A 17,028-nucleotide genomic window follows, 5' to 3' on the forward strand; every position below is an offset into this window, starting at 1 on the left:
GACACCTGCAGACGACCACGAAAGGCCGCCATGAACCTCCTCCTCGCCGAAGCCGCCAACGAATCGATGGGCGGCCTCGCCGGCTGGGCAGTCTCACTGATGGATTCACTGGGAGGTCCGGGGGCGGCGATCATCGTCGGGCTGGACAACCTGTTCCCGCCGATCCCCAGCGAGCTGGTGCTGCCGCTCGCCGGGTTCTCCGCCAGTCAGGGAACGTTCACCCTGGTCGAAGCGCTGGTGTGGACGACCTTCGGCTCGGTGGCCGGTGCGATCATCGTGTACTACCTCGGAATGCTGCTGGGCCGCGACCGCACGCGCCGCTGGATGGCCAAGATTCCGCTGGTCAAGACCGCCGACTTCGACAAGACCGAGGCCTGGTTCCAAAAGCACGGCGCCAAGGCGGTGTTCTTCGGCCGGATGGTGCCGATCTTCCGCAGTCTCATCTCCCTGCCCGCGGGGATCGAGCGGATGCCGTTCTGGCGGTTCCTGGTGTTGACGACGCTGGGCAGCCTGATCTGGAACACGGCGTTCGTCCTGGCGGGCTACGGCCTGGGGGAAAGCTGGCACCTCGTCGAGGAGTACGCCGGGTTCTTCCAATACGTGGTGATCGCGGCCGTCGTGGTCGCGCTGACGCTCTTCGTCGTCACCCGGCTCCGCGAAAAGAACCGCACCAACGCCTGACGAACGCGCGTGAAGGCCTCCTTCCCCCTCCATTCAGCCGAGGGAAGGAGGCCTTCCGCGGGATCAAGAGCGGAAGGGACCGGTCACCTCGTAGGTGATCCCGCCGGAGGACGAGCCGGAAGTACCGCGCTGCGAAGAGAAGTACAGCCGGTTCCCCGCCGGACTGAACGCCGGGCCGCAGATCTCCGACGAACTCTGGCCGTTGATCCGCAGGAACGGTGCCACGATGTCGTTCGGCGTGATGATGCAGATCTCCATGTTGCCGCCGTCTTCGGCGACGTACAGGTCACCCGACGAGGTCCCGGTGACGTTGTCGACGCCGGTCAGCGGCGCCGAACCGGGGCTGACCAGCGAATCGTCGTAGGCGAGTTCGTAGGTGTTATTCGTCAAATTCAGCTGCCACACGCGGTTGTCGCCCTTGGTGGTGAACCAGGCGGTGTCGTTGGCGTAGTGCAGGCCTTCGCCGCCGTTGAACCGCTTCGCGCCGGACACCTGGTTGCGCGTGGCGGTGGGGGAGCCGTCGGGGTCGGGCACGTTCGCCCAGGTGAAGCTGCCCGAGGTCGCCGTACCCGCCTTCAGTACCTGAAGCGTTCCGGCGGAGAGGTTGCCCCAGGTCGTCGGGACGAAGCGGTAGAAGCAGCCGTCCGTGGTGTCCTCGGTCAGGTAGACGACCTTGCGCACCGGGTCGGCGGCGGCGGCCTCGTGCTTGAACTTCCCCATCGCGGGCCGCTGGACCGCGGCCGTGGCGGGCCCGTTCGGCTGGCACTCGTAGACCAGGCCGAGGTCGACCTCCTCACAGGAAAGCCAAGTGTTCCAAGGGGTTTTGCCGCCCGCGCAGTTCTGGCGTGTGTTCGCCAGGATGCGGTGGGCGCCGGTGATGTTCCCGCTCGCGTCGAACTTGACCGCGCTGGCGCCACCACCAGGGGTGATCTCCGAGTTCGACACGTAGATCCAGCCGCTGCCGTCGGCGAACACCGCGCCGCCGTCCGGGGCGTTGTGCCAGGTGTAACCGGTCCCCGCGACCTGCTGGCCGGAGCGCGCGATGACGCGGCTGGTGAATCCGGCGGGCAGCTGGATCCCGTTCGCGTCGGCCGCCTGGAGCGCGCCGTACGGGCTGGGTCCGTTCTGCGCGGGCGCCGCCAAAGCCGTCCCCGAAAGCCTGTTGCCGAACGCCGTGACCCCGGCGCCGACCACGGCCGCGCGCAGGAAATTCCGTCGCTTCACTCGTGCCTCCAAGACATCCGCTGAGGTGGTGGTGCGGTAAGGAGCGGAGGGGAGATTACGGGCGTGACGGGACATCCAGGTGAATTCGCGACGTATTCACCGGGGGAAGGGAACTTTCGTCGCAGCCACGCTCAATCGCGGGTGCCGTCCGAGTTCTCGATCAGGACGCGGAACCCGGCCAGCAACGCGGTCAGGCCGACTTCGAACTCGTCGTCGCTCCCCAGTTCGGCGAGGGCGTCGGCGTGCTGGACGAGCAACGGAACGGCCTCGGCGTCTCGCGAACGATACAGCCGCCTGCGGTGCCGCTTCTCTGCCGGATCTCGGGCGTCGACGCCGAGGTTGAAGTGCACCGAACCGATGACGAAGGTGGCCAGTGACGACGCGGCGGCGGCGGCGAGCTTGGGGCTGAGACCCGCACCGATGAACAGTCCGAGGGCGTAGTTCATCCCGGCCAACGAGTTGGGGCCGAGCCGCTCGGTACCGCGAAGAAGCGAGGCCACGCCGGGATGACGGCGCAGGTGCGCCCGGAACCGGTGCGCGGACCACGCCGCCTTTTCGGCCCAATCCGCGTCTTCGGGTGGAGCGGCGCTCGCCACGCTGATCGCCCTGTCGACGAGCAGGGTCACCAGTTCCTCGCGGTTGCGGACGTGCCGGTAGAGCGATGCCTGGGTGCAGCCGAGCTCCTCGGCGACGTTGCGCATGGTCAGCGCGGCCGCCCCGCGCGCGTCGAGCAGCGCCATGGACGCGTCGAGGATGCCCTCGATGGTCAGTGATCGGCGTCGCCGCTGACGCGCGGGTTCGTTTTCCCTGGCCAGCCACCAGGCCGCCGTTCCCGGCCGCGCTTCGCCGGTCTCCGCTGTCGTGCTCGGTTCGTCCACTGCCCAAGGATAAGGCCTATGCGAACAAGTATCACTTAATATAAGCTAACACTGTTCGCATAAGGGTGACCGAAGGGAAAGTCATGCGTGCCGTACGAAACTCCGATCAGGGCATCCTCGTGGCCGAGGTCGACGAGCCGGAAGGTTCCGGCGTCCGCCTCGTCATCGCCTCGATCGGAATCTGCGGAACCGACGTCGCCTTCGCGGCGAACGGCGTCCAGGGCTACACCTACGGCCACGAATTCGCCGGGACCGCCGCCGACGGCCGGTCCTACGCCGTCGAACCCACGGTCTACTGCGGAGAGTGCGGGCAATGCCGCCAAGGCCATGTCCAGAGATGCGACGACCCGGCCCACGGAACGCTCGGCATCTTCCGCGACGGCGGTATGTGCGACGCGATCACGGTTCCCGGGAACATGCTCGTCCCCCTCCCGCCCGGCCTGGACGTGCGCGACGCCTGCCTCGTCGAACCGGCGTCAGTGGCCGGGCACGGTGTCCGCGCCGCGGCACTCGAAAAAGGGGAGCGGCTCGCGATCGTCGGCGGCGGCAGCGTCGGACTGCTGGCCGCGGCGACGGCCCGGCAACGCGGCTTCGACGTCGATGTCGAGACACGCCACGAGCACCAGCGGATCGCGGCGGAACGCCTGGAAGCCGGTTCGGTCACGGGTACCTACGACGTCGTGATCGACGCCGCGGGCAGCGAAGCGGGACTAGCCCGGTGCGCCGAACTCGCCCGCCCCGGCGGTCGTGTCGTGCTGCTGGGGGTCTACCGGCACACGGCTCCCGTTCCGGGCATCGTCAGTCTGGTCAAGGAACTCACCTACGTGCACTCCATCGCCTACAGCAGGCACGACGGCGTCCGCGACACCGAAGAGGCCGCGGCGCTGCTCGCGGGCGACCCCGAGATCGCGCGGACGGTGATCACCCACCGCTTCCCCCTCGACGACGCCGCGGAAGCCTTCCGCGTGGCGGGCGACCGGGCCGCCGGAGCCATCAAAGTCGTCCTCCACCCTTGATGCCCAGCCGAAAGCCCCGGATCCTTCGCGGATCCGGGGCTTCGGACTTCGTGCCGTTACGCCGCCTGAGCGACCGGCGTGGACGCCGGCGCCAGCGCGATGTCGAGCACGTCACGGACGTTCGCCACGGCGTGGACGTCCAGCTGTGCCAGCACTTCGGCCGGGACGTCGTCGAGGTCCGGCTCGTTGCGCTGCGGGATGATCACCGTCTTCATCCCGGCCCGGTGCGCGGCCAGCAGCTTCTGCTTGACCCCGCCGATCGGCAGCACCCGCCCGGTCAGCGACACCTCACCGGTCATCGCCACGTCCGACTTCACGACCCGGCCCGAAAGCAGCGACGCCAACGCGGTCGTCATCGTGATCCCGGCGCTCGGCCCGTCCTTGGGCACCGCGCCCGCGGGAACGTGCACGTGGATGCCGCGCTCCTTCAGATCGCCGACCGGAAGTTCCAGCTCCGCGCCGTGCGAACGCAGGTACGACAACGCGATCTGCACCGACTCCTTCATCACCTCGCCCAGCTGGCCGGTCAGCTGCAGTCCGGTCGCGCCGGACTCCGGATCCGCCAGCGACGCCTCGATGTAGAGGACGTCACCACCGGCGCCGGTCACCGCGAGACCGGTCGCCACACCGGGGGTCGACGTGCGCTGGGTCGACGCGGGCAGCGACGACTCCGGCAGGTGCCGCGGACGGCCGAGGTAGGTTTCGAGCCCATCGGCGTCGATGGTCAGCGGTAACTCGACCTCGTCCAGCGCCACCTTGGTCGCCACCTTCCGGAGCACCTTCGCGATGGTCCGGTTCGCGTTGCGCACCCCGGCCTCCCGCGTGTACTCGGCGGCGATGCGGCTGAAGGCGTCGTCGGTCAGCTTGACGTCTTCCTTGCCGAGGCCGGCGCGGTCCAGCTCGCGGGGGAGCAGGTGATCGCGGGCGATGGTGACCTTCTCGTGCTCGGTGTAGCCGTCGAGGGTGACCAGCTCCATCCGGTCCAGCAGCGGACCGGGAATGGTTTCGAGCGCGTTCGCCGTCGCGAGGAACACGACGTCGGACAGGTCGAGTTCGACCTCCAGGTAGTGGTCGCGGAACGTGTGGTTCTGTTCCGGGTCCAGCACCTCCAGCAGCGCCGCCGTCGGGTCGCCGCGGTAGTCGGCGCCGACCTTGTCGATCTCGTCGAGCAGCACGACCGGGTTCATCGAGCCCGCTTCCTTGATGGCGCGGACGATCCGGCCGGGCAGCGCGCCGACGTAGGTGCGGCGGTGCCCGCGGATCTCGGCCTCGTCGCGGATGCCGCCGAGCGCGACCCGGACGAACTTGCGGCCCATCGCCTTCGCCACGGACTCACCGAGCGAGGTCTTGCCGACCCCGGGAGGACCGGCGAGCGCGAGCACGGCACCCGAACGACGTCCGCCGACCGGCCCGAGACCGGACTCCGCGCGACGCTTGCGCACGGCCAGGTACTCGATGATGCGTTCCTTCACGTCGTCGAGACCGGCGTGATCGGCGTCGAGGATGTCGCGCGCGGCGGCGATGTCGTGGACGTCGGTGGTGCGCTCGTTCCACGGCAGTTCGAGGACGGTGTCCAGCCACGTGCGGATCCAGCCGCCCTCGGGGGACTGCTCCGAGGTCCGCTCCAGTTTGTCCACTTCGGACAGTGCGGCCTTCTTGACCGCGTCCGGCAGTTCGGCGGCCTCGACGCGGGCGCGGTAGTCGTCGTCGCCTGCCGTGCCGTCGAGTTCGCCCAGCTCCTTGCGGATCGCTTCGAGCTGGCGGCGCAGCAGGAACTCCTTCTGCTGCTTCTCCATGCCCTCCTGGACGTCCTTGCGGATGGTGTCGGTGACCTCGAGTTCGGCCAGCTGCTCACGGCTCCATTCGAGGGCCTTTTCGAGCCGTGCCGAAACGTCGAGCGTGGAGAGCAGTTCGAGCTTCTGGTCGGTGTTCAGGTACGAGGAGTTGCCCGCGAGGTCGGCGAGCGCGGACGGATCCTCGACCTCCTGGACGGCGTCGATCATCTGCCAGCCGCCGCGCTGCTGGAGGATCGCGAGGACGACGCTCTTGTACTCGGACGCGAGCTTCGCGGAGTTGTCGTCGGTGGTCTCGGCGGCGACTTCGGCGTGGACCCAGCGGGCGGCGCCGGGGCCGTCGGCGATGCGGCCGACGGTCGCGCGGCGGGTGCCGCGCAGCAGCACCGCGGTCTTGCCGCCGGGCACGCGGCCGATGCGCTCGACGGTCGCGATGGTGCCGAGTTCGGCGTACTCGCCGTGGACGCGGGGGACGATCAGCATTTCGGCCTTGGTGGCGGAGCTGGACCGGATCCCCGGGAAGGAAGCCTGGGCAGGCGTGTTGGCCTGGGCGGACTCCACCGCGGCCCGCGTCTCCGTGTCGGTGAGGTCGAGCGGGACGATCATGCCCGGCAGCACGACGTCGTCATCGAGCGGGAGGACGGGCAGGAGGCGGTTGTCGGTCATCTGTGCACTCCTCGGTTAGTTGAGTCTGCCTAGCTCAACTCTCCGATCGACCCGTTTGTTTCCTCCTCACGTTCGCCGTCAGCGATCACCCGCCCCTCAGACCTCTCCGCCCCAACGCGGCGCGGTTAGCCCGCGAAAGGCGACGCGATGCCCACATTGGTCGGATCTCTTCCCGCGTACCGCAGCCAGCGACCCGCGCCGGGCCCACGACGCGGGAACCGAGCCCTCTCGGCCCCCGTCGCCGGACGCGCCGCACCCACCCCTCGGACCTGTGGCCCAACGTGGCGCGGTTAGCCCGCGAAAGGCGACACGGTGGGGTCAGTGGTCGGATGTAAGCGGGTGGGTGGCGACCCCGCACCAAGCGAACGGCCGGGCACCTTCCTCGTTCCGCCGCAGGTCCCGCACCGGCCGCCAGTCGGGCAGGTGCACGATGCCGGGCTCCAGCAGCGGCCAGTCCCCGAAGAGCGGCTCGATCTCTTCGCGGTCCCGCATCCACACGGGGTTGCTCGTCTTGCGGTACTGCTCGACCATCCACCGCAGGCCGTCGGCGTCCTCGCCGGTCTGGCCGCCGAAGCTCATGTGCGACAGCCCCAGCCAGCTCCCCGGCGCCAGCGCGTTCCGGTAGGTCGCGACCAGCGCGGGCGGATCGTCGTGCGGCCCGGCGAAATGCAGCACCGCCATCAGCATCAGGCACACCGGCTGGTCGAAGTCGATCAGCCGCCGCGTCTCCGGATGTCCGAGGACGTCCTTCGGCCGCCGCATGTCCGCGTGGACGATCCCGGCCCAGTCGGTCGCCTCGTGTCGTTCGAGGATCAGTTCCGCGTGCGCCACCGCCACCGGCTCGTAGTCGACGTACACGACCTTCGCCGTATCGCCAGGTTCCAGTTCCTCCTGGACGATTTCGTGCACGTTCCCGGCGGTCGGGACACCGGAACCCAAGTCGATGAACTGCCGGACGCCCGCGTTCAGCGCGGCCCGCACGACTCGGTTCATGAACTCGCGGTTGTGCCGCGCGCCCGGTTTGACCCACCGCCACTGCCGTTCCAGCGCGCGGGCGAACTCGCGGTCGACCGCCCAGTTGTGGGTGCCGCCGAGAAACCAGTCGTAGATCCTCGCCGCGGACGGCTTTTCGGTGTCGACCCCGCTCGGCGCCACCGGGGCCGCGTCATCGTCGCCGGTCATGCCTCCACCCCCTGATCCTTCGAAGATCAGCGTATCGGGATCAGCGCACGGCGGGCCGACGCTGCCAGTAAGTCCAGAGCGGCCGGTAGCCCTGCGCGTACCAGAACGGCGTCGAGCGCGGATTGGCCAGCGCGTGGTGCAGCAGCACGGCTTCGGTCCCGCATTCGTCGAAAACCTGGTGCGCGTGCGCGGCGAGCGCGGTCCCCACCCCGCTCGACCGCGCCGGCTCCGCCACCGCCAGCGACGACAGATAGCCGACCCGGTCCGCCGCGACCCGGTCGCAGATCCACGAAGTCTCGTCGGGGAACTGCACACGTACCATGCCCAGCGGACGCCCGTACAGCTCCGCGATCCACAACGTCGGGTTTTCCCGCCCCAGCTGTTTCGACAGATCCGCCGCGATCGCTTCCTTCGCGCCTTCGCGCAAAGTGACAGATCCGAACTGCGCGTCGTACCGCTGCAATTCCAGCTCGAGACCGACCGCGGTTTCGAGATCATCCGCTTCGGCCGGCCGGATGTGCACCCCTGGCGTCGCGGGCGGCCCGGTCATGGTGAGCCGGTCGGCCGGGCGGACCGCGATCACCAGCACCGGAGCGAAGCCGCGGCGCAGCAATTCGGCCGAGCCCGGCGAATCGCGGCTCGGCCGCACCACGGTCGCCGCCGTTTCGACATCCCCAGGTGGGGCGACCGCCATCAGATGTTCATCCCATCGGGTGAGTAATGCGTCAAGGGCCGCTTCCGGGCGCGGTCCGGTGAGCCGCGCTTCGAGGCGATGTTCGACGAGGGCCCGCCACGGAGAGTCAACAGAATCAGGGCCCGCCTCGGTGCGAACCGACAATCCGGCGGCGGCCGATTCGTCGGCTGTCGCGGAGAGTGACACGGAACCCTCGACAGGCTCCAGTGCAGGCATTTCCGGGAGCAGGGCGTCCACTGTGGCGAGCCGCTCGGCATGGCCGGCGGCGATCGCGTGGCTATTCATACGTCTATTCAAGCCCCTACTGACGGGTCCGCGGCGAACTTCACGAGATTGGCCCCACCGCGGTGCCAAGTGACTTCCGGTAGTCGGAAGGAACGCGAATAACGCTCCCATTTCACCCCTTGGTCCGCGCAGGTCAGCGCGACGAGCCCATTGTTAACCCTGGGGTGATCTCATACTGTCTCGAATGGGACTTGGGTACGCCCTCCGGGGTACTGTATTGCCCTCGTCCCCGAGGTCGCGGTAGGACAAGATCGGTTGGGCAGCCGGGAAGGAAGGTCGGATGCCGGACACGAACGGCAGCCCCGGGAGCACCGCACAGGCGGCACCGGGCAAGGGAGGGGCCGTTACGGAGGCTCGAACCGACGAGCGACGATTCCGCGTCTACACCTTCGCCGTACTCACCATGGGCATCGCCGCCGCGGCCGCGGTCAGTCTGTGGCTGGACTTCGAGGCCTCCGACGATCTGTTGTGGATCGGGCCGATCCTCGCGCTCGCCTTCCTGCTCGCCGAACAACTCGGGATCAACGTCGACGTCCGCAGCGGTATCTCGTGGACGATCTCGTTCACCGAGATCCCGCTGGTCATCGGATTCTTCGTCGCACCATTCGAAGTCGTCCTCGCCGCGCATCTCGCGGCGGGCATCGGAACCCTGCTGGCCCGCAAGGTCGCGGGCCGCGTCCTCTACAACGCCGGCGCCTTCCTGCTGGAGATCACCGGCGCGTTCGCCGTGGCAGGACTGGTGAAACAGGCCTCCGGCGCGCACGACATGACCTGGATCGCCGCCCTGGCAGGCACTTTGACCGCACCACTGGTCAGCACGCTGCTCGCGCTCGCCGCCGTCCGCGTGCTGCGCCGCCGCATGCGGGTCAGCACCGCGATCCGGCTCACCGGCCGCATCCTCGTCGTCGGGTTCGTCAACGCCTCGGTCGGTCTTTCCGGTTATTTGGTCATTTCCGGTACCCCGAAGGCCTGGCCGCTCGTGCTGGCGGTGTTCCTCGGGCTCACCGCGTTGTACTGGGCCTACTCCGATCTGCTCCGCGAACAGCGCGACATGGAAGCGCTGTCCGACGTCAGCCTGATGGTCGCGCGGTCCGGTCAGCAGGCGGCCGCGCGTCCCGCCGGACGAGCCGACGAACTCGTCGGCGGAGTGGACGTCCGTGAGTGGGCGACCATCGCCGAACGCATCAAGGACCAGCTGGCCGCCGGCCGTGTCGTGCTCCGGCTGCGGCTGGAACCCAAGGACACCATGCGGATGGTCGTCGCGGGCGACGAACTGCCGCCGGTGGATCCGGCCGCCGACGACCCGTTGCTGCGCCTTCCCGGCGCGCACGTCCGGCATTTCCGGATCACCGAAGCCAATCCCGACGTCCGGTCCGCGTTGCTCGACCGCGGCGCGCAGGAGGCGCTGGTCGTCCCGCTGCGCAGTGCGAACCAGCTCCTCGGCGTCGTCGAGGCGCACGACCGGCTTTCGCGCTGGCGTGGTTTCGGCAAGTACGACGTCCAGTTGCTCGGCACGATGGCCAGCCATCTCGCGACGTCGCTGGACAACCGGCGCCTGCTCGCGACCCTGCGCCACGACGCCTACCACGATCCGCTGACCGGCCTGCTCAACCGGCCGGGCTTCCGCCAGGTCGCCAAGGAACCGTTGCGGGAACAGGTCGACGCGGTCGTGCTGCGGGTCGACCTGGACGTCTTCTCCACCGTCAGCGACGCGCTCGGTTACGTGTGGGCCGACCGGATGGTCATCGCCGCCGGCCGCCGCATCCGCGACGCGCTCGGCCCCGACGTCCCGCTCGCCAGGCTCGAAGGCGCTTCCTTCGCGGCGCTTCTCGTCGGCTGCGCGCCGGAGCGCGCTCAGGCCGCCGCGGAACTGCTTCGCGCGGAACTCGTCGCCCCGTATCCGGTGGACCGGCTTTCCGTCGAGGCCAACGCGATGATCGGCTATGCCACGTCCTCCGCAGACGACGACGAGCAGGTCGACGTCGACGGGCTCCTGCAGCGCGCCGACGTCGCCGTCCGCGCGACCAAGGGCGGTGAAGAGGTGCGCGGCTACATGGCCAGCATGGGCCAGATCTTCATGCGCCGGTTCCAGATGGTCACGCAGTTCCGGCAGTCGCTCGAAGAAGGCCAGCTGAGCGTCCATTATCAACCCAAGATCACCTTGCCGAACCGGCAGATCCAAGGTGTCGAGGCGTTGGTGCGCTGGGTGCATCCGGAGTTCGGCAGGCTCGGCCCGGACGAGTTCGTCCCGGCGATCGAAGCCGCCGGCCTCATCGGCGTCCTGACGTCCTTCGTGCTCGAAGAATCGTTGAAGCGCGTGCGGAAGTGGCTCGACGAAGGCTTGCGCATCTCCGCCGCGGTGAACCTGTCGGTGCGGAACCTGGCCGACGAGGACTTCCCGACGAAGGTCGCGCGCGAACTCGACCGCTTCGGCATCCCGCCCGAGCTGCTCACCTTCGAGCTGACCGAATCCGGTGTGATGTCCGACCCACAGAAGGCGCTGCCGATCCTGCGGGAACTGCACTCGCTGGGCATCGTGCTCGCCGTGGACGACTTCGGCACCGGCTACTCGTCGCTGGCCTACCTGCGGCAGCTCCCGGTCGACCAGGTCAAGATCGACAAGAGTTTCGTCCTCGGCATGGGTACCGACCTCGGCGACCTCGCCGTCGTGCGCTCCATCGTCGAACTGGGCCACTCGCTCGGCCTCACGGTCGTCGCCGAGGGGGTCGAGGAAGACGTCGCGCGGGATCAGCTCGAAGCGATGGGATGTGACGTGGCACAGGGCTACCTCATCTCGCGGCCGCTGCCGGAGGACCGTCTGGAGGCGTGGCTGCAGGCCCGCACGGCGCGCTCGCCCGGCCGCCACTCCGAGACCGTCTTGACCCTGCTGACCTGAGGTTTTGCGGTAAGAGGACCCCCCTGAACTCCGGGTCTTCCGGCGTTGGTAATCTTTCCAAGTCCTCGCGAGAGGCAGGCCCCTTTAGCTCAGTCGGCAGAGCGTCTCCATGGTAAGGAGAAGGTCTACGGTTCGATTCCGTAAAGGGGCTCGCGACCTCAGCCGCGTCACGCAAGCGTGTCGCGGCCAGGAGCATGTAAGGCGGTGTAGCTCAGCTGGCAGAGCAAGCGGCTCATAATCGCTGTGTCGCCGGTTCAAGTCCGGCCACCGCTACGCGGTAACCCTGGGTGTCCCAGGCCTAGAGAGAAGGAAATGCTGTGGCTGCCACTGACGTGCGACCGAAGATCACGCTCGCGTGTGAGGAGTGCAAGCACCGCAACTACATCACCAAGAAGAACCGGCGCAACAACCCGGATCGCCTGGAGATGAAGAAGTTCTGCCCGAACTGCGGTACGCACCGGACTCACAAAGAGACCCGCTGAGCGTCTAGCGGTTCTACCAGTCTTACCCGAAGCCGCCCTGGTCACACCAGGGCGGCTTCGGGCGTTTCCGGGTTCTGTAGCCTGCTCGGGTGGCCTTGGACCAGTCGTTCACCGGGCGGGTGTACCCGCCGACCAGTACCTATGAAGTGAGTCGGGAGAAGATCCGGGAGTTCGCCGACGCGCTCGGCGACGCGAACCCGCTCTACCGCGACACCGAAGCGGCGAAGGCGGCCGGATACCCCGACGTCATCGCGCCGCCGACGTTCCTCACGATCATCAACCTCGCCTCGATCAACGCGATCGTCACCGACCCCGAACTCGGGCTGGACTATTCGCGGATGGTCCACGGCGACCAGCGGTTCACCTACGTGCGGCCGGTGCACGCGGGCGACGTCCTGTCGCTCACCACGCATATCGACAACATCATGGCCCGCGCGGGGAACGACTTCATCAACCTGCGCGCCGAGATCGCCGGTGCCGACGGTGGCCCGATCGCCACCACGCACGCCCAGCTCGTGGTCCGAGGGGAGGGCGCGTGAGCACGTTCACCGCCGGAGAAGAACTGCCGCCGCTGACCGTCGAAGTCACCAGGGAGCAGCTGGTGCGGTATGCCGGTGCCTCGCTGGACTTCAATCCGATCCACTGGAACGAGGCCTTCGCGAAGGAGGTCGGCCTGCCGGACGTCATCGCGCACGGCATGCTGACCATGGCGCTCGGCGCGCGGCTTGTCACCGACTGGCTGGGTGACCCGGGCCGTCTCGTCGACTACTTCGCGCGCTTCACGCGCCCCGTGGTCGTGCCGAACGACGGCGCGGCGACGATCGAGTTCACCGGGAAGGTCGCCGTGGTCAACGACGACGGCACCGCGCGGATCGACATCACCGCCAAGTTCGACGGCAAGGCGGTCCTGGGGAAGGCCCAAGTGATCGCGCGCGACTGACCCGAAAACGACAGCAAGGGACCTTTGCTAGCGTCGCTTAGCATGGCTAAGTAAGCGATAGCAAAGGTCCCTTGCTCTCTTTTCGCAGGTCAGAGGGCTTGCGAAGGCTCCGGGTCGGCTCGCGAAGCGCCGCGAAGGCGCTTCGCGAGCTTAAGCAGCGTTAGGGCGACGTCGGGTGAGCCGTCGATGAAGGAATCGGGACACTGAACGTCCCCACATTCATCGACAAGAAGTGGGCCCCCACGAGGACCCTCGCCAAGGTCCCTACGCGAGCTTAAGCAGCTTCTCAATGACCTCCGCCATGCCCTCCTCGCCCCGGGCGTTCGGATGCAGCGGCGCCGCGGGAACCGCGGGCGCTGGGCCCTCGACCCACCGCCGGTTCGCGGCACTGCACATGTCGCGCCCCTTGCTCGCGGTCGACATATCGGCGAAGCCCGCTTCGTGCTTCTTCGCCGTCTCCTGCAGCGCGGTGTTCAGCCGCGCGAGCGAGCTGCGGAAGTAGGCCATGTCCCCGGCGCCGACCGGCAGCACCGGCCAGCAACCGCCGTCGTCGTCCGGAAGCACTGTCGGGTATCCCACGACCACGACGCGCGCTTTTGGTGCCTTCGCGCGAATCTGATCCAGAACTCCGCCCAACCGGTCCGCGGCGGCGGTGATCCGCTCCATGAGCTGGTCGCGTCCGCCCGCGGTCAGCTGGGTCTTGCACGGCGAAGCGGTCTGGTGCTGCGTCGCGCACTGGCTCGCGAAGCCGACGAAGCCCACATCGTTGCCGCCGATCCCCACAGTCACCAGGGTCGTGTCGCCGTCGATCGCATCGAGTTGCGGAGCGTTCGTGCCGTCGCGGGTCTTCTGTGCGCCGGTCAGGTGTTCCGTCGTGGCGCCACCACAGCTGACGTCGACGAACTCGGCCGGCCGCAGCTTCGCGGCGAGCAGGCTCGGGTAGTTGTTGTCCGAACGGTCGCAGCCGGCGGGCGCGCCGACAGGCCGTCCGGTGCCCGGCGACGCCGTGTAGGAGTCACCCAGAGCGACATACCGGCCCGTGCCATCCGAGGTGGTGACCCCCGCCGGTGTCACCGATGTTCCGCGCTCCCACAGGTGGTAGGCGATCCCCAGGACCGACAGCACGATCACCAGGAACAGGCAGCCACCGCCAGTTCTCCGCTGCGTCACCCGTTCGTTGTACGCGACCGAGGCCACTTTTGTCATCGGACTTAGGGCCGATGACGCCCGTTCCTCAGTCGCCCGGGACCAGGCCGCGCAGCTCCGCGGCGAGATCGAGCGCGTGAGTGACGTCCCGCGCGAGGTAATGCGGGTCGACGAAGGCCTCGGTGATCCCGCTTTCGGCGGCCGCTTCCAGCTGACCCGCGACGTCCCTGAGGTCGGTGCCGGGTTTCGGATTGATCCGCAGCACCCGCCGCAGCGCGCCGGGGTCGCGGCCGGCTTTCTCCGCCGCGCTCGCCACGGTCTCCCAGAGCTTCGCGAGGTAGGGCACGGGCAGCCCGGCAGGCAGCCAGCCGTCGGCGCGGCGGCCGACCCGGTCCAGTGCCGCCGCCGACAACCCGCCGAGCAACACGGGCGGATGCGGGCTCTGCACCGGCCGCAGCCCGACCTTCGACGCCGGGATCCGCCAGCGTTCGCCTTCGTGCTCGACCGGATCGCCGGTCCAAAACTCCCGAAGGACGTCGAGAAGCTCCTCCAGTTGCCTTCCACGGCCCGTCCATGGCGTGCCTGTCGCGGTGTACTCGTCGCGAAGCCAGCCGATGCCCAGGCCGACGTCCAGGCGGCCACCGCTCACCTGATCCAGCGAAGTGAGCATCCGGGCGAGCACCACGGCCGGATACACCGTTCCGGTGAGCGTGCTCGTCCCGAGCCGGACCTTCTTCGTGACGCTCGCGGCCACCGTCAGCAGGATCAGCGGATCGGCGAAGGTGACGAATTCGGGCGGGTACGGCCGTTCCGGGGTGCCGCCGGGGTAGAAGTCCGACGGCGAAACCGGGGCCAGCACCCGGTCTCCGACCCACAAGGACGCATAGCCGAGTTCCTCCGCCGCGGTCGCGAAACCGGCCACGGCGTCCATCGTCGCGAGAGGGCCGTACTGCGGAAGGGCGATTCCCAGACGCATCACGCGGCCAGCGCGTAGGAAGTCCGGAAGTACCCGGGTGTCCCGAACGCCTCGCCGGGCACCACGGCGACCTCGGCCTCACGCAGGAGCAAATCGGCCAGCGCCACCGTGTCCTTCGGCCGCTCGCCACGGATTTCCTTGCCCAGTAAGGCTTTCCTCGACGGGTATAGGTAGAAGGCGCCGAGCGGCACGGGAGTCGTCTTCGCCGCGATCGCCTCGCGAAGCTCCGGCAGCCCGCCCGCGGCGGTGTAGCCGTGGTTCACCCTGTCCCGGACGGCCGCTTCGGCGGCATCGAGCCCGTCGGCCGGGGTGGGGAAGTCCGGCTGCCCCGCCCCGAACCCGATCACCGGACGGCCCTTCGCCTTGGGCTCCCGGGCCTTCGCGTCGACCGCCGGCGTGGCCGACGGCGTGCTGCCGCCGATGCGGGCCGAGACGCGGGACGCCGGGGAAAGCGAGGGTGCGGGAGCGCTCATGGCGACATCGTGGCACGATCATGGGGTCGGCTGTGGGGGAGTTTCCTCGCGGAAGGCTGCTCCACGCCGCTTTGAGGGGCGCGGTTGCGAAGCTGTTCGGGGGTTGCCGTAGACTTCTGGTCTCGGAACGCACTACGGTCATCCCCGCCACGGCGGTGGGGACGATGGAATGCGTCCTCGGGCGCCCCAGAGCATCGGGGCGCCAAAGGGGTGTAGCTCAATTGGCAGAGCAGCGGTCTCCAAAACCGCAGGTTGCAGGTTCAAGTCCTGTCACCCCTGCGTAAGCGAACTGGTGAAGGCGGAGGAGTGGTCGTGAGCGACAGCGACGCCAGCGGTGAGAAGGCGCAGGACGGCGCCGGGCAGAAGCCCGACGAACAGTCCCGCCCGGTGACCGCCGCTGCCCGGCGTGAGCGCCGTGCGTCCGCGCGCCCGTCCGGTAAGGCCGACGCCAAGTCGGATGACAAGACCCGCCCCGCCGGCAAGGCGAAGGCCGGGGACAAGACCGAAAAATCCAAGGACGCCAAAGGCACGGCGACTCCGAAGCGCGACCGCAAGCCGAAGCAGGCGTCGATCTTCGCCCGGCTGATGCGTTTCATCCGCGAAGTCTGGGCCGAGCTGCGCAAGGTCATCTGGCCGAACCGCAAGCAGATGGTCACCTACACCGCGGTGGTGCTGGTCTTCGTGGTGTTCATGGTGGCGCTGGTGAGCGGCCTCGACCTGGCCTTCAAAGAGGTCGTCGGTGCCGTCTTCGGCAGCTGAGGCAGCCGGTCGCGGCGCTTGACCGCGCCGCACGGTGGCCGGCGCCACGGCAACCGATCAACTGAGAGGACGGAACGTGACCTCCGACAACGGCACAGCAGCCGGTCATGAGCTGACCGAGCTTTCCGACGAGCAGGTGCACGCGGCACTCGGCGACGAGCAGTCCGAGCACCTGGACTCCGTCGAGGTGCCCGCCGCAGGCGACGAGGTCGACGAAGCCGGAGACGTCGCGGAGGCCGAAGAGGCGTCCGTCGAGACCGAAGACGACGACACCGACACCGCCGCCGAGGCCGAGCCCGCCGAGGAACTCGACCCGGTCGCGAAGCTGCGCGCGGAACTCAACGCCGCTCCCGGTGAGTGGTACGTCGTGCACTCGTACGCGGGCTACGAGAACAAGGTGAAGACCAACCTCGAAACCCGTACCCAGACGCTGGACGTCGAGGATTACATCTTCCAGATCGAGGTCCCGACCGAAGAGGTCACCGAGATCAAGAACGGCCAGCGCAAGCAGGTGCAGCGCAAGGTGCTGCCCGGCTACATCCTGGTCCGGATGGACCTGAACGACGCCTCGTGGAGCGCGGTGCGCAACACGCCGGGTGTCACCGGGTTCGTCGGCGCCACCTCGCGCCCGTCGCCGCTGACCGTGGAAGAGGTGCTGAAGTTCCTCGCGCCCAAGGTCGAAGCCGCGGCACCCGCCAAGTCCGGCAAGGGCGAGGCTGCTTCGTCCGAGTCGCAGCTGGGCGGCCCCGCGGTCGAGGTCGACTTCGAGATCGGCGAGTCGGTCACCGTCATGGACGGCCCGTTCGCGACGCTGCCCGCGACGATCTCCGAGGTCAACGTGGACGGGCAGAAGCTGAAGGTCCTGGTGTCGATCTTCGGCCGGGAGACCCCGGTCGAGCTGTCGTTCAACCAGGTCTCCAAGATCTGACGGCCGCCA

General features: G+C 68.5%; 16 protein-coding genes and 3 tRNA genes. 11 read left to right on the top strand and 8 right to left on the bottom strand.

Annotated elements, in window-relative coordinates:
• The first annotated feature begins 30 nt into the window (after positions 1–30).
• Positions 31–681 (top strand): DedA family protein, encoded by a 651-nt coding sequence (locus tag AVL48_RS27760; protein WP_061979997.1) that lies wholly within the window; start codon positions 31–33, stop codon positions 679–681.
• A gap of 63 nt (positions 682–744) precedes the next feature.
• Here AVL48_RS27760 and AVL48_RS27765 read toward each other — a convergent pair whose 3' ends face one another.
• Entirely contained in the window at positions 745–1,905 is a 1,161-nt protein-coding gene (locus AVL48_RS27765; RefSeq protein WP_061979996.1) for an alkaline phosphatase PhoX, read from the bottom strand.
• Positions 1,906–2,036: 131 nt separating this feature from the next.
• Positions 2,037–2,783: a TetR/AcrR family transcriptional regulator gene (locus AVL48_RS27770; protein ID WP_244162508.1), complete on the bottom strand. Its 747-nt coding sequence runs from the start codon at positions 2,781–2,783 to the stop codon at positions 2,037–2,039.
• 83 nt (positions 2,784–2,866) lie between these two features.
• On the opposite strand from AVL48_RS27770, the gene AVL48_RS27775 reads away from it, so the two are divergent.
• Positions 2,867–3,799 (top strand): zinc-dependent alcohol dehydrogenase, encoded by a 933-nt coding sequence (locus AVL48_RS27775; RefSeq protein WP_061979995.1) that lies wholly within the window; start codon positions 2,867–2,869, stop codon positions 3,797–3,799.
• A 56-nt stretch (positions 3,800–3,855) separates the two neighbouring features.
• Here AVL48_RS27775 and lon read toward each other — a convergent pair whose 3' ends face one another.
• From lon to AVL48_RS27790, 3 genes are all read right to left on the bottom strand, one after another.
• On the bottom strand, positions 3,856–6,258 hold the full coding sequence (lon, locus tag AVL48_RS27780) for an endopeptidase La (RefSeq protein ID WP_061979994.1): 2,403 nt from the start codon (positions 6,256–6,258) through the stop codon (positions 3,856–3,858).
• Positions 6,259–6,576: 318 nt separating this feature from the next.
• Positions 6,577–7,440, bottom strand: a complete 864-nt coding sequence (locus AVL48_RS27785) for an SAM-dependent methyltransferase (protein ID WP_061979993.1) — start codon at positions 7,438–7,440, stop codon at positions 6,577–6,579.
• A gap of 40 nt (positions 7,441–7,480) precedes the next feature.
• Positions 7,481–8,419 (bottom strand): GNAT family N-acetyltransferase, encoded by a 939-nt coding sequence (locus tag AVL48_RS27790; RefSeq protein WP_061979992.1) that lies wholly within the window; start codon positions 8,417–8,419, stop codon positions 7,481–7,483.
• Between the two features lie 280 nt (positions 8,420–8,699).
• Between AVL48_RS27790 and AVL48_RS27795 the strand changes: the two genes are divergently transcribed.
• The 6 genes from AVL48_RS27795 to AVL48_RS27820 all read left to right on the top strand — a co-directional run bounded on the left by AVL48_RS27795 (position 8,700) and on the right by AVL48_RS27820 (position 12,737).
• Entirely contained in the window at positions 8,700–11,315 is a 2,616-nt protein-coding gene (locus AVL48_RS27795) for a putative bifunctional diguanylate cyclase/phosphodiesterase (protein WP_061979991.1), read from the top strand.
• A 78-nt stretch (positions 11,316–11,393) separates the two neighbouring features.
• Positions 11,394–11,466, top strand: a tRNA-Thr gene (locus tag AVL48_RS27800).
• A 49-nt stretch (positions 11,467–11,515) separates the two neighbouring features.
• A tRNA-Met gene (locus AVL48_RS27805) sits at positions 11,516–11,588 on the top strand.
• 44 nt (positions 11,589–11,632) lie between these two features.
• Positions 11,633–11,797 (top strand): 50S ribosomal protein L33, encoded by a 165-nt coding sequence (rpmG, locus tag AVL48_RS27810; protein WP_005152047.1) that lies wholly within the window; start codon positions 11,633–11,635, stop codon positions 11,795–11,797.
• Between the two features lie 89 nt (positions 11,798–11,886).
• On the top strand, positions 11,887–12,336 hold the full coding sequence (locus AVL48_RS27815; protein WP_061979990.1) for a MaoC family dehydratase N-terminal domain-containing protein: 450 nt from the start codon (positions 11,887–11,889) through the stop codon (positions 12,334–12,336).
• Positions 12,333–12,737 carry a MaoC family dehydratase gene (locus AVL48_RS27820; protein WP_061979989.1) on the top strand — a complete coding sequence of 135 codons (405 nt, stop codon included), beginning with the start codon at positions 12,333–12,335 and terminating at the stop codon, positions 12,735–12,737. The genes AVL48_RS27815 and AVL48_RS27820 overlap by 4 nt, the downstream gene beginning before the upstream one ends.
• A 264-nt stretch (positions 12,738–13,001) precedes the next feature.
• On the opposite strand, the gene AVL48_RS27825 is transcribed toward AVL48_RS27820, so the two are convergent.
• The 3 genes from AVL48_RS27825 to AVL48_RS27835 are packed head-to-tail and all read right to left on the bottom strand — an operon-like array spanning position 13,002 to position 15,332.
• Positions 13,002–13,934: an SGNH/GDSL hydrolase family protein gene (locus AVL48_RS27825; protein ID WP_143104669.1), complete on the bottom strand. Its 933-nt coding sequence runs from the start codon at positions 13,932–13,934 to the stop codon at positions 13,002–13,004.
• A gap of 37 nt (positions 13,935–13,971) precedes the next feature.
• Positions 13,972–14,859 (bottom strand): TIGR03619 family F420-dependent LLM class oxidoreductase, encoded by an 888-nt coding sequence (locus AVL48_RS27830; RefSeq protein ID WP_061979988.1) that lies wholly within the window; start codon positions 14,857–14,859, stop codon positions 13,972–13,974.
• Complete coding sequence (locus AVL48_RS27835) at positions 14,859–15,332, bottom strand: PLP-dependent aminotransferase family protein (protein WP_061979987.1); 474 nt, start codon at positions 15,330–15,332, stop codon at positions 14,859–14,861. The genes AVL48_RS27830 and AVL48_RS27835 overlap by 1 nt, the downstream gene beginning before the upstream one ends.
• Before the next feature lie 206 nt (positions 15,333–15,538).
• Between AVL48_RS27835 and AVL48_RS27840 the strand changes: the two genes are divergently transcribed.
• The 3 genes from AVL48_RS27840 to nusG all read left to right on the top strand — a co-directional run bounded on the left by AVL48_RS27840 (position 15,539) and on the right by nusG (position 17,019).
• Positions 15,539–15,611 (top strand) — tRNA-Trp (locus tag AVL48_RS27840).
• Between the two features lie 27 nt (positions 15,612–15,638).
• Positions 15,639–16,091, top strand: coding sequence for a preprotein translocase subunit SecE (secE, locus tag AVL48_RS27845; RefSeq protein WP_007031001.1), 453 nt, complete (start codon positions 15,639–15,641; stop codon positions 16,089–16,091).
• Between the two features lie 76 nt (positions 16,092–16,167).
• A complete protein-coding gene (gene nusG / locus AVL48_RS27850; RefSeq protein WP_061979986.1) occupies positions 16,168–17,019 on the top strand; it encodes a transcription termination/antitermination protein NusG in 852 nt (283 codons plus the stop codon).
• Positions 17,020–17,028: the final 9 nt, after the last annotated feature.

Source organism: Amycolatopsis regifaucium, assembly GCF_001613935.1.
Lineage (GTDB): Bacteria > Actinomycetota > Actinomycetes > Mycobacteriales > Pseudonocardiaceae > Amycolatopsis > Amycolatopsis regifaucium.